Source organism: Holdemania sp. (genome assembly GCF_986127675.1).
Genome location: NZ_CFQZWI010000029.1, coordinates 1 through 11,665, shown reverse-complemented (window position 1 = coordinate 11,665; position 11,665 = coordinate 1). Strand labels below are relative to the sequence as shown.

The window sequence follows — 11,665 nt, the reverse complement described above, 5'->3', positions numbered from 1 at the left end:
ACCCAAAGTCTACAGTTGTAGGCTCGGGTTGTCAAGTCTTCTTTTCTACTTATTTTCACCTCCCTGCAGAAAGCCGGCAAAAACGGTAACATAAAGCGATTTCCCATGCGAATCGCAATGAAGCTGAAATCACTTTTCATCACACTCGCTTGAAATTGGAAAATCCACGATCAGAGAAATTGCTGAAAAAGCCGCTGTCCGCCCTATCCCTGTATTTGCTTCAAGGTTTGACGGGTTGTGCTTCTTCGTTTCTTTTTGGCAGGTTGCCCTTCTTTCGTTTCTTTTTTATAATAAAGAATAAAGGACAAAGATGAAAGAGTATGGAAATCACAGAACGCGAAGCAAAACTTCTTCGTTATTTAAAAACACATAAAAAACCGATCAGCTGCGAGAAACTGGCTGATCTTTGCGGTTTGTCTGCCGACACTGCCCGGCGTGAACTGGGCCGCTTAAGCGTTTGTCTGAATGCTCAGACGGGGTGTCAGATTGCGGGCCGGCGGGGACAGGGTTACCGGCTGATCGTTACCCAACCGCAGCAGGTGGAAGCTTTTTTCAATGAGCTGGCGAAACAATATCATTGGGATGAACGCAACGACTTCCGGATTTTGGCTGCGATCCTGTTATGCCGAATTCTGGCCTCTGCCCAACCGTTATCCTGGTCCGAGCTCTGTCAGGAATTTGCGATCCCTGAAAATCAGCTGCCCGCGATTGCGGCGGTGGCTCAGGAGCAGCTGGCCACCTTTGAACTGACGCTGCATCCGGAAGCCGTGGGCTTTGTCGTGGAGGGGAATGAACTGAAAAAGCGGTACTGTCTGATCTGGCAGTCGTTATTGCTGGCAAGCCAGCCGGAAGCGGGATTGGATCGCTTCCATCCGCTGCCCGATGATTTCCGGCAGGAGCGGAAGACTGTTCTGACCTTGTGGCCCATCATTCAGGAATGTCTGAAGTCCGTTCCGCAGCTGACATTATCCTATTCGGATTGTCAGGCTTTGATCGCAGGTCTGGTTCTCTGCCGCTGCCGGCGTGATCCGAAGCTGCGGCTGACCTTGACTGACGAACAATGGCAGACGCCTCGCGATAAGCAGTCGGCATTGTTTGTTGAGGTCTTATTTCAGCATCTGGATGGGAACGAATTCCTGGATTCCAGAGAAAACCGGCGTTTTTTGGAAGTGCTGACTTCCGCACTGCGGGGATTGAATATTTCCATTCCGGAAGCGGCGGCAGTTTCCACTTCGATCGCCTCGCCGGTTCTGGATCGGTTCGCACGGCGTTATCCATTTGATTTTACAGCGGATCCAGACTTCCGTCAGCGTGTATCCAGCTGGTTGACGCAGTTGGATATCCGCCGGGCGTTCGCCATGCCGCCTTTTCCGTTAACGAGCGATGATCTGCTCAGCGATCCCCTCAGTGAGAATCTGGCGCTGGAGCTGACCCGCTGTGTTGAGGATTGCATGCGCGTCCCCCTGTCTCATGATTTTAAGCAGCAGGCGGCGAAATGTTTGTTTCCTTATTTAAAGCCTTTAAGTACGGAATCCGTGTTCACCGTCTGGATCATTTCCCGGCAGGGAATTGGCGCGGCTGGGAAATGGTTGGAAACGATCCAACAGCTTTTCCCGATTTTAACCGGGACTTCCGCGCTGTTTACGTTCAAGCCGGTTGAATTTACCGCGCTGTTTCAGCTCCGGCGCGAGGCTTCTGATTTGATCTGGACGGATATTCCCGATCTGCCGGGAATTCCGCCGGAAAATGTATTTTACTTCAAACCGCCGCGTTCGCGCAAGAAGATCATCGACAGCGGCTTTGATCCGTATACGCCGCTGCGGGACTGGCTGGGCCGCAATTTTACCATCGTTTCCAATTCGATCCGCTTGCGGCAGAAAAAAGACCTGCCCCGGTTGTTCGATGCGATTCCCGTGATTTCAGCACGGCGGTCTCTTTCCGCTTCTGCGATCACCTGTGTTCCCATCGTCAATCAGATCATGTTCCTCGGCGGCGAAACGGCGCACCTGGAAAAGAGCGAGCTTTATTTCTGGGTCAATGACCGGCCGTTAGTCTGGGATGGACAGGAAGTCCGGTTTTTCCTCTATTACCGATGTGCCGCGCCCTTGTCAAAAAGCTGGCGGCCGCTGCAATGGGTTTGTGAGCGTTGGCTGAAATTGTCTCCATCGCGGATGATCAAGGTGCCGGCGATGGCGCCGGCAGCGTTGTATGACCTGTTGATCGACACTTGCCGGAAACGTTAAAAATAAAAGACTGGTTTCCCTTATATGGAGTTGCTTTGACTGGAAATAAGCTTCTCTGGGAATACAGTCTTTTATTATATCAATGGAATAAAAGCCAAAATTACGATTCTCAATGTGTTCAGTCTTCCTTCACTTTCTGTCAAATACAGACTGCTTTTGCACAAGGCGAAACAAAATTATTCGTAAACGAGGAGCCAGTTGGGAAAATAAGAATGCAGCATTTCGATTACAGATTCCCTGTCGTTTGCGTTATCAAGGCAGAGAACAATCCGTGGAAATTGAGGCCTGCCCGATGATTGTTCAGTTGAATCGGGCTGCCGGATCTTGATGAAAAATGAAATTTCGCCTAATTCTTCAATCGTGGGATCTCGATCTAACGCATCCAGCAACTCTAACAGCGAAGTGTCTCCTTGTAAATTCACATTCACAGAGGAAATGGCGGTTTCGATTTACTCATTATACTTATATTTTATTAATTTTCAGTATTGTACCTTCTATTTTACTCTCCTTCAATTTCTCTTGTTTCCAACCTTAATTATTCAAGGAAGTCTCCCTCACTTTGCGATCGTTTCATTATAGAGTATTCACATTGATCTCTTTCGATCGACCTCGGAACATTTTGATCTATTTCAAATCCTGCTTCCACGGATTCTCTTTAGGCTGCAAGAAGAATAAAAAAAGCCGCAACCAGGCTGCTGACTTGTATCAGAAACCTTGGTTATGGCTTTTTTATTAAATCTATGAAGTCTGTAACTTATTTCGCAATCGCTGCGGAAGCGGCGTTGCCTGCGTTATATCCGCTGGTTACTGCCCAGCCGAACAGCGTAGCGCCCATGTAGACGTCGCCTTCCAGTCCGCCGACAACTTCACCAGCTGCGTATAAGCCTTCAACCGGCTGTTTTTCCGTGTTCAGTACCTGCATCCCGTCGTTGATACGCAGTCCGCCCAATGTCGCATAGTAACGGATATACTGCTGCAATGCGTAATATGGACCTTCTTCGCTTAACGGCGCGGTCAGTTCGCGGCCGAATTCATCTTTTTCACCCTTGGCTGCCGTTTCGTTGAACTTCGTCGCCGCTTCGGTTAACGCGCCTTCCGGCAGGTTCATCTTCTTTGCCAGATCTTCTAACGAATCCGCTTTGACCATAAACGGATTGCCTTCACCGTCGTTGGCCAGCCACTTCTCAACATCTTCATCCGAATAGATCTTCGATCCCGTCATGCCCTTATTGAAAGCGTCAAAGGATGTCTGATCCATGATCAGATACTGGGCCGAGTTCTTCTTCATTTCCTGCATCAGATCCCAGGCGTTGCCCTTTTCGTTTGCGAAACGCACGCCATCCTGATTGACCAGGAACGCCCCGGAAGCAGAATAAGCCGCGCCGACACCCGGGTTGCAATACTGGCCTAAGCCGCTTGGCAGAATCATCGAGTTTGGCTGCGTATTGACGAATTCCATATTGAAGGTATCCGCGTTCACTGCTTCCGCCATCTTCAGGCCATCGCCCGTTGCACCCGCATGACCGGCGTAAACAAACTGCTTATATTCCTCCGGAACCATGGCGTCGTTAGCGCCGAAGCCGCCGGTTGCCAGAATCACCGCTTTGGCGTTGATCGTGTAGTTCTTCGCATCGTCGCTGGCTTTTACCCCTTTGACTACGCCGTTGTCTACGATCAGCTCGACAGCCGGCGTATTCGTCATCACCGTGCCGCCCGCTGTTTTAAAAGTATCCGCCAAACTGGAAACCACCCCAGCGCCGCGGCCGGTGCCGGAATAACTGCGGGTTGGCTTGCCGTCTCGCTCATACGGAACATTCGCACCGTCTTCGGAAACCAGCCAGTCGAACGCCGCGCCGGTCGTATTGACATAAATATCCAGCGTCGCTTCGTCATTGTTATTATGACCGTTTTTCAACATATCCGCTTTCAGCTGTTCCGGTGAATCTTCAAAACCATCTTCCTTCTGCCACTGGCTGCCGGTCGCCATGGTGCCGGCGCCTGCCATGGCGCTCGCGCCGCCGACAACGCCCGTCTTTTCCAACAGGATAACGTTGTTGCCGTTCTGCTGCGAAGACAAAGCCGCGGTCAGACCTGCTGCCCCGCCGCCCACGACGACGATATCCGCGTCCAACGTCACTTCTTCTTTTGTCGTCGAAGAAGATTCCGCGGATTTTGTCATTTTATCCATATCCGCGCCTGCCTGAGTTAACGCGTCTTCCATCGCCGCTTTAAAACCATTCGACGTGACCGTCGCGCCGGATACGCCGTCAATGCCGATGGACTGGCTGTCCAGAACCTTCGTGACTAACTCCGGTAACGCTGCCGCGCCGATTCCTTCTGTTTCTGAATGCTCGATCACCTGGATATCCGTGATCTTTTCCGCATCTACCGTGACTTCCAGCGTAATATCGCCATGGAAGCCGGCTGCCGAGGCTTTATAGGTTCCCGCTTTCATGCCGCCGGTGGCTTCCGGCGCTTTGGTTGAGCACCCCGTTGTCAGCAGCATCGCCGCCAGAACGAGGGCAACTAATTTCTTCATTTCTTCTTTCCTCCTTTTATAGACGATCGTCTACCTTTATCTATTTTATCGATTCCCACGTTGTTGTCAATCCTTTTTGTGAAAGTTTTATGATTTTCAGGGACACTCTGAAAGAAAAAAAGCATTGGAATTCAGCGCACTCCAATGCTTACCTGCCATTTCTAATCGCTCTTCTGATCTCGAAATAAACGTCGATCAACGGTAATCTTCACCCGGATTTTCAGGTTTCAAGCAGAGCTTCCAGAAACCGCGGCAGGAAGCTTTCTAAGGCATTGCGGATCCGACTCGCCGTTTCCATTTCCGAGCGGGCCCGGGCGTGAAAGCGGGCGGCGTTTAACTGGATATCCTTGAAGCCTTCGACTTCTTCCTTTAAGAGAAGCTGAACGTCCCATTCCCGGCTCCAGGCGAATTGATGCCCAAAGCGCTGCGTTTCTTTCAAGCTGCTTTTCAGCGCTTCTCCCAGCTCGCGCATTCTTGGCAGATCGTAGGGAATCTGAACGTTGGGGGCATACCCGACATAGCCGGTAAACGGAACTCGTTGCCCTTCCGCCTCGCGCGTATCATAGCTTTGTGAGATCACGGCGTCGTATTCCTTTGCCAGTGCTTCCAGCTTCAGCGCCTGAACAAGCAACTCCGCACCGTCCTGGGCCGTTCGATCTCCCAACTGTTTTGCATCCTGCAAAAGCTGCGCTGCAATCTTTAGACATTCCTGTGATGACAGGGAAAGCGGATGCCTTTCAATTTCACTTAATTCCCGACGCACAGCCTGCGCGTCGACTTTCAGTTTCTTCTTCCAGGAAAAAATATGCTGCCGCGGCAAAATCACCAGCGGACTGCCCTGCGCTTCCGCCAAAACCAACGTTTGTTCCAGCTCCGCTTTCCGCTGCCGCTGCTGCAGAAAGCGAAGCAGAAGCAGAGCTTGTTCATGATGTGTCAGTATCATCGCACTCTCCTTTTTACCTTATTGCACTCCAGTTGAAACCTTCCTCACTGACTCACGGCTTTCGGGCTAATTCCAAATCAATCGTATCGACCAGCTCAATTCTGCCTCCATAACGATCAATCTTATTTTGAATTGCAGCGTAGAAATCCGCTCTCACCGCTTTGTCTAAAATGATATGATCCGACTGCGTGGCGATCAGCGAAACATAATCCTGCGCCGAATAGGATCGCTTCCTGGTATACATTCTGATTTTCTGATCCACAAAGCCATACCGCAGACTGATCTCGGATCTTCTTTTCGCATCCGCTTCGGTAAACGGCGGCGTTGGCGCGGAATAGGCCATATATTGGGCGTAAACCTGTTGAATTTCTTCATACAACGCTGCATTGCTTTGTCGATAGTTTCCATGCTTGGCAAACCGTGCGAACACACCGCCCGGTTTTAACAGGGCATACACCTTCGAATAACCGATTTCTTCCGGGATCCAATGGAAAGCCGCCGCGGAGTATATCAGATCGAAGCGGTTCTCCGGACTTTCATAATCCTGAAAAGCGCTGGTTACAACGGTAAAATCGGGATAATCACTGAATTTCTTCCGCGTCAGCGCTGCCAGCTGATCACCCAGCTCGACTGCGGTCAGGCGACAGCCGGTCTTTAATATCGGCGTTGTGGCCTGGCCGGTTCCAATCCCGATTTCCAGCACTTCGCTGTTTGAAGTCAGCGGCTGATAAGCAAACAAATCCTCGTATAATTCCGAGACATATTCGGGACTCCATTTGTCATATTCCTCCGCAACGGTGTTGAAGGTCCATTCCAAGCCTTGAATGATCGCCATGCTTTCCTCCTTCGCCGGTACCCGGCCCTTCCATAAACTCATGTCCGATGATCCGCCGCCGTGAACGCTTGATCAGACAACAGAAAAACGCACTGTTTCCAGGCTTATTTCACGTTATTCGAAAATGATTTTCTTTATGGCATTTTTAAACTCCTTACCGGTTTTTCTGATCACAGTCATTCCGTCGTCGGTTCAAAAGTGCTGAGTTATGGATTACTTTTATTATACACGGTTTACTCTTCTCTGTCCTTCATTTTTTATAATCGGTCTTTCGCTTGCCTCATTTTCATCATCCAATGAAGCTGACAGTCAGCCAGACACAGGACTTGAACCCGGGACCGACGAATTGCGCATGCAAACATTTCATTGCAAAGGGGATCCGAGCTTCTTCAGTGATCAAATAAGTTCCGCTCTGCAAACATCGCGGTGATAACCCTGCGCTTCGCTTCCGTAAACGCAATCGGCTGATCATAGCTGAACGAGATCATCCTGTTGGATTTCAGAAGATAGATCGTATTTCTGTAATCTGTCTGGAGCGGGGGATCCGTGTCGGGATTGAGCTTGGCAGCCGCAAAGTCCGCGTTCCAGACGTCCGCATCCAGTATAACCAGACCTTCCAGCGCTGCCAATGAACAGGATTTCGCTGAACAAGGAAGACCGCTTTCCCGGGCAAAGCCTGCGATCGGATCGTTTTCTTCTGCGAAATCAATAATTTCCAAATTTATATGGATTCGTATTTTTGCCCCATCATCCCAACCGTTAAGGCTCAGCCGATACCGCTGATCATTGCGGCCATCCGTGTTCACCTGTTTACTTTCCACAACTTCCTCAGTATAGCCAAGATCCGCCATCGACAACACCTGCGGCGCTTTCTGCCCAACAACATTCATATAGAAAAGAACTCCGGCCATGAAGAGCATAAAAATTAAAAATCTGAAATCCCGTCTGAACTCATTATTTAACATTTCTATCTGTGGATATTTCATTCCCAGCCGATCACCGATTTCTAACAGTTTCTTATTGACCATTTTTCTTCCCCTGCCGCTTCTTCTATCTGCTTCTTCATTAATTCTATTGTATCAAAGTTCCGTTGTTTTGAATGAAAAGCATAAAAAAATCCCGCTGAATTTCTCAACGGGATATCCTTTTCTCATGGTGCCGACTATAGGACTTGAACCTACCACCTACGCGTTACGAGTGCGTTGCTCTACCGGATGAGCTAAGTCGGCGTAAATATAGTTTATAAAAACTGTGTCCTTCTGTCAAGTTTTTTTAGCATTTTATTCGCAACTTTTGTTACTCCTCACTGGAAAAACTGCGAGAAAATTTGTTCGCTGAGATCCTCGGATTAAGAAAACTTGTTGTGAGCTTGGATTCTACACTGAATCGCGGTCAGAAACAACAAACTTCTGATCCTTCTCTCCTTCAAGCAACAATTTTCGACTTCATTTAAGGATTAAAAAGAACACAGTGAAAATGAAAACTGGACCCGAAAAGGAAACTTTAATTGCTTTGTGAAAAACAATTTCATCATTTTCTTAGAGAGGAATTTTAACTTTTCCGCAATCTTATTAGGGCAGGGTTTTGTTGAACCGCGGATGCCCGTCCGAATAGAGTCGACTTTTGGTCTTTTCCAATTCAATTCAAACCGACAGATTTTTGTCATCTGTCGTCAAAGGAGGGCAATTCTATGGAACATTTCCTGGAACTTTTCGATGCTGTAATTTTGAAAGTTGTATTGCCCTTGATCGAATGCACGATCAAAGTGATTGAATGCCGCTTAAAAATTATAGGGGCAAAAAAAAAGCGCTGCAACTACTCCCCAAGTGATTCAGCGCTCATCTGTCTGCCGCCATGCTCGTAAGAGATAGCGGTTGACGGGTGCCGCCTTTCAGCAATACCTTACACCTTGAGTATAGGCATTCCGGATGGAATTTCAACCTTTTCCTTCTCTTCTTGAGTACATTTATTCAATTCAGCGATGAGATTGGCCTACTCGCTATTATTCTGTTAAGCCTGTCTATTCTTGCCGGCTGAAACAAGGAAATCATGATGCTGGCTAAACTAAAAGGGGAGTTCATCGTTCCCCTTCCGTTCCCCTATTTATCCAGCTCATACAACAGCGGCAGATCGGCGACCGTGATGATCCCGATCGGCTTCTGATGAGCACTTCCGGACTCTGTGATCAGGATTGCCGAAATGCTGACGCCGCGGTGCAGGCTTGCCTCAAACAAATCCTGTGCTTCGGTGACATCCGCCGTGCGGGGCAGAAACAGAACCCGCTCTTTTTTATCCTTAAAATACAGACAATCGCTGACCACACCGGAAAGCGGTTTGTTCGTACGGCTCTGGTGCAGCGTCCAGCGGGCGATCATCTCCATCGTTAACAGCGCGTGAAATCCGCCCTGGGCATAGACCGGCAGCTTGGAGGAGCCCATCGTTTCCATGATATCTACCGCTTCCCGGATTTCAGTCTGGGGATCGCAGATTTTCACCGGCTTGAGAAAATGTGCGCTGACTCGCGGCGGTTCGCAGATTTTCCGCGCCAGCTCCTCAATTTCCGTAACGACCTCGTCGATGGGAATCGCGATGATATGTCCCTCGTCGGAGCGCTGGTGCACGATCGCATTGCGCAGATCGGCATATTCCTGCAGCTCCATTTCATACTTGCGGACTAACCCGCTGCTGCGGGACGCCTGGTTCAACAACTGATAAAAACGCGAATACCGCGTGACGCCGGTGATCTGCTTCAACTGCTTTTCGATCATCGCGAACGCGTTCAGAAACCGCTGTGCATTATCCATGGAAAACCCTCCTGATGAACTCTATTATATCAGGTTTTCCGTTTTCACCGCGAACTATCCCTCAGCTTTTCCACAATTTCAGTTTTTTTCCGGGTTTGTTCGTCTTTTCGCTTGATCAGACGGGCCGGAACGCCAGCCGCCAGCCATCCCGGCGGCACATCTTCCGTAACGACCGCCCCGGCGGCGATCACCGCGGACTGACCGATCCGCACCCCTTCCAAAATCACGGCGTTGGCGCCGATCAAAACGTCGTCCTCAATCACCACCGGTTCCGCGCTGGCCGGCTCCAGCACCCCCGCTACAACAGCCCCGGCGCCGATGTGGCAGCGCCGGCCGATTTCTGCCCGCGCACCGATGACCGCATTCATGTCGACCATCGTTTCCGCACCGATCTGCGCGCCAACATTGATCACCGCGCCCGTCAGAATGACCGCATTCTCCCCGATCTCCGCCGCATCCCGAATCCAGGCTCCCGGTTCAATCCGGCAAGGCAGATCCTGAATCGCAAGCAACGGCCAGGCGCTCTGACGCTGCAGACAGACTAACCGCAGATCGCGCAGCCGGTCTTTCTGGGCCTGCAGCTGAGGGCGCAGGCTGTCCCATTCACCGATTACCAGCTTGAACGATTCGCCATAGACCGCGGCGTCTGTCCAGTGCGTCGGGGAGTCTTCGTTAAACAGCAAAAGCACCTCTGTGCTGCGTGGGTGATCATGCAGCTTCTGAATCAGTTCTTCGGTTTTCATTCGCACGCTTTGACCTCCACCTTCCCGATATACACCGACGGGCCGGTTAATAAGCACTGTTTGTCCGGCGCTTGTTCCACGTGCAGCAGTCCGCCCGGGCAGCGAACCTTACAAGGCAGCGGACAGAGGCCGAAGATCGCCGCTGCGACGGCGCTGGCGCATGCGCCGGTACCGCAAGCCAAGGTCCAGCCGACACCCCGCTCCCATGTTCTGACCTGCAGCTCGCCGTTTTCCTTCAAACGTGCGAAATCCACATTCGTGCCTTCCTTAAAGAATGGATGTCTGCCGAGGGTACGGGCCTGTTCCTCGCTGACGGCTTCCGGATCCGGCGTAAAGAGCACGGTATGGGGAACGCCCAGCCAAAAGCTGCAGGACTGCTGCTGAGAAAGAAAAGGTGCGTGAAGCAACCCTGGAAGCAGCGGTTGATTCGTCATCCGCTTCGCGTCAAAATCCGGAATGCCCGCTTCCACCCGACAGATAAACGGCTCGGTTGAACAAATCCACACGCTCCGCAATCCGTCGCCAGTTCCGATTCGATAAGGACGATCCGCCCTGATCCAGCCCTTGCGGTACGCATGATGCACAAAGCAGCGCAGACCATTGCCGCACATTCCGGCCCGGGTTCCGTCCTGATTCCACAATTCCATGCTTAACGGATCCCGCCGGGCGATGATCAGACCATCCGCTCCGAAACCACGGTGCCGGTCGCACAGCGCAGCGACCTGTTGGGGATCGATCACCGGCGTCCGGCTGCCGTCAACAATCAGAAAATCATTGCCGCAGCCCTGATATTTTTCCAGAATCAAACGCTACACTCCTTTCTTCAACAATCCATTCTGCCAGGCCCATTCGCCGATCTGCACGGCGTTGGTCGCTGCCCCCTTGCGCAGCTGATCACAGCAGCACCACAGATGCAGTCCCTGCTTACATGCCCCATCCTGACGCAGCCGTCCGATCACCACCGCGTCGCTGTCGGTGCATTCCTTCGGTGTCGGATACGGTGCTTCGTTGAGCACAAGCCCCGGACATTCCTCCGCGGCCTGACGGATGGCGTCCAGACTAACTTCTGTTTCAGTTTCCACATAGATCGACTCCGAATGACAGCGATACACCGGCACCCGCACACAGGTGCAGCTGACCTGCAGCGCTTCATCATGAAGGATCCGGCGGCCTTCGTTCTGCATCTTCCATTCCTCTGCGCTGATCCCGTTTTCATCGAAATCACCGATCTGCGGGATGACATTGAACGCGATCGGAAACGGGAACACCTCCGGGGCTGCGGACGGATCGCGGATCTGGCGTTCCAGCTCGTCCATCCCCTTCATACCCGCGCCGCTGACGGCCTGATAGGTGCTGACGATCATCCGCTTTACGCGCGTCAGCTTCAGGATCGGCGAGAGCGCCATCATCGCCAGAATCGTCGCGCAGTTGGGATTGGCAACAATGCCGTGATGCCAGCGGATATCCCGGGCATTGATCTCGGGGATGACTAACGGCACATCCTCATCCAGTCGGAAAGCGCTGCTGTTGTCGACAAACAAAGCAGATCGGAAGAGCA

General features: G+C 51.3%; 10 protein-coding genes and 1 tRNA gene. 2 read left to right on the top strand and 9 right to left on the bottom strand.

Annotated elements, in window-relative coordinates; all coding sequences use genetic code 11:
- The first annotated feature begins 320 nt into the window (after positions 1–320).
- Positions 321–2,243, top strand: coding sequence for an HTH domain-containing protein (locus AC5OW4_RS06435; RefSeq protein ID WP_195395663.1), 1,923 nt, complete (start codon positions 321–323; stop codon positions 2,241–2,243).
- A 754-nt stretch (positions 2,244–2,997) separates the two neighbouring features.
- Here AC5OW4_RS06435 and AC5OW4_RS06430 read toward each other — a convergent pair.
- The 5 genes from AC5OW4_RS06430 to AC5OW4_RS06410 all read right to left on the bottom strand — a co-directional run bounded on the left by AC5OW4_RS06430 (position 2,998) and on the right by AC5OW4_RS06410 (position 7,789).
- Positions 2,998–4,782 (bottom strand): FAD-dependent oxidoreductase, encoded by a 1,785-nt coding sequence (locus AC5OW4_RS06430; protein ID WP_072683769.1) that lies wholly within the window; start codon positions 4,780–4,782, stop codon positions 2,998–3,000.
- Positions 4,783–5,002: 220 nt separating this feature from the next.
- Positions 5,003–5,725, bottom strand: coding sequence for a hypothetical protein (locus tag AC5OW4_RS06425; RefSeq protein WP_072683770.1), 723 nt, complete (start codon positions 5,723–5,725; stop codon positions 5,003–5,005).
- 52 nt (positions 5,726–5,777) lie between these two features.
- Complete coding sequence (locus AC5OW4_RS06420; protein ID WP_229056740.1) at positions 5,778–6,602, bottom strand: class I SAM-dependent methyltransferase; 825 nt, start codon at positions 6,600–6,602, stop codon at positions 5,778–5,780.
- Between the two features lie 347 nt (positions 6,603–6,949).
- The gene (locus tag AC5OW4_RS06415; RefSeq protein ID WP_139248570.1) at positions 6,950–7,450 is read right to left on the bottom strand and encodes a hypothetical protein; all 501 of its coding nucleotides are present in this window, start codon (positions 7,448–7,450) and stop codon (positions 6,950–6,952) included.
- 263 nt (positions 7,451–7,713) lie between these two features.
- Positions 7,714–7,789 (bottom strand) — tRNA-Thr (locus tag AC5OW4_RS06410).
- Positions 7,790–8,250: 461 nt separating this feature from the next.
- Here AC5OW4_RS06410 and AC5OW4_RS06405 point away from each other — a divergent pair.
- Entirely contained in the window at positions 8,251–8,424 is a 174-nt protein-coding gene (locus tag AC5OW4_RS06405; RefSeq protein WP_229056741.1) for a hypothetical protein, read from the top strand.
- 235 nt (positions 8,425–8,659) lie between these two features.
- Here the strand turns inward: AC5OW4_RS06405 and AC5OW4_RS06400 are convergent, their stop codons facing one another.
- From AC5OW4_RS06400 to AC5OW4_RS06385, 4 genes are all read right to left on the bottom strand, one after another.
- A complete protein-coding gene (locus AC5OW4_RS06400) occupies positions 8,660–9,364 on the bottom strand; it encodes a CBS domain-containing protein (RefSeq protein ID WP_072683773.1) in 705 nt (234 codons plus the stop codon).
- A 44-nt stretch (positions 9,365–9,408) separates the two neighbouring features.
- Entirely contained in the window at positions 9,409–10,107 is a 699-nt protein-coding gene (gene dapD / locus AC5OW4_RS06395) for a 2,3,4,5-tetrahydropyridine-2,6-dicarboxylate N-acetyltransferase (protein ID WP_493676785.1), read from the bottom strand.
- On the bottom strand, positions 10,104–10,913 hold the full coding sequence (gene dapF, locus AC5OW4_RS06390; RefSeq protein ID WP_493676782.1) for a diaminopimelate epimerase: 810 nt from the start codon (positions 10,911–10,913) through the stop codon (positions 10,104–10,106). The genes dapD and dapF overlap by 4 nt, the downstream gene beginning before the upstream one ends.
- A 3-nt stretch (positions 10,914–10,916) precedes the next feature.
- Positions 10,917–11,665 (bottom strand): aspartate-semialdehyde dehydrogenase (locus AC5OW4_RS06385; RefSeq protein WP_493676781.1); only part of this gene is annotated, 749 nt, incomplete at its 5' end.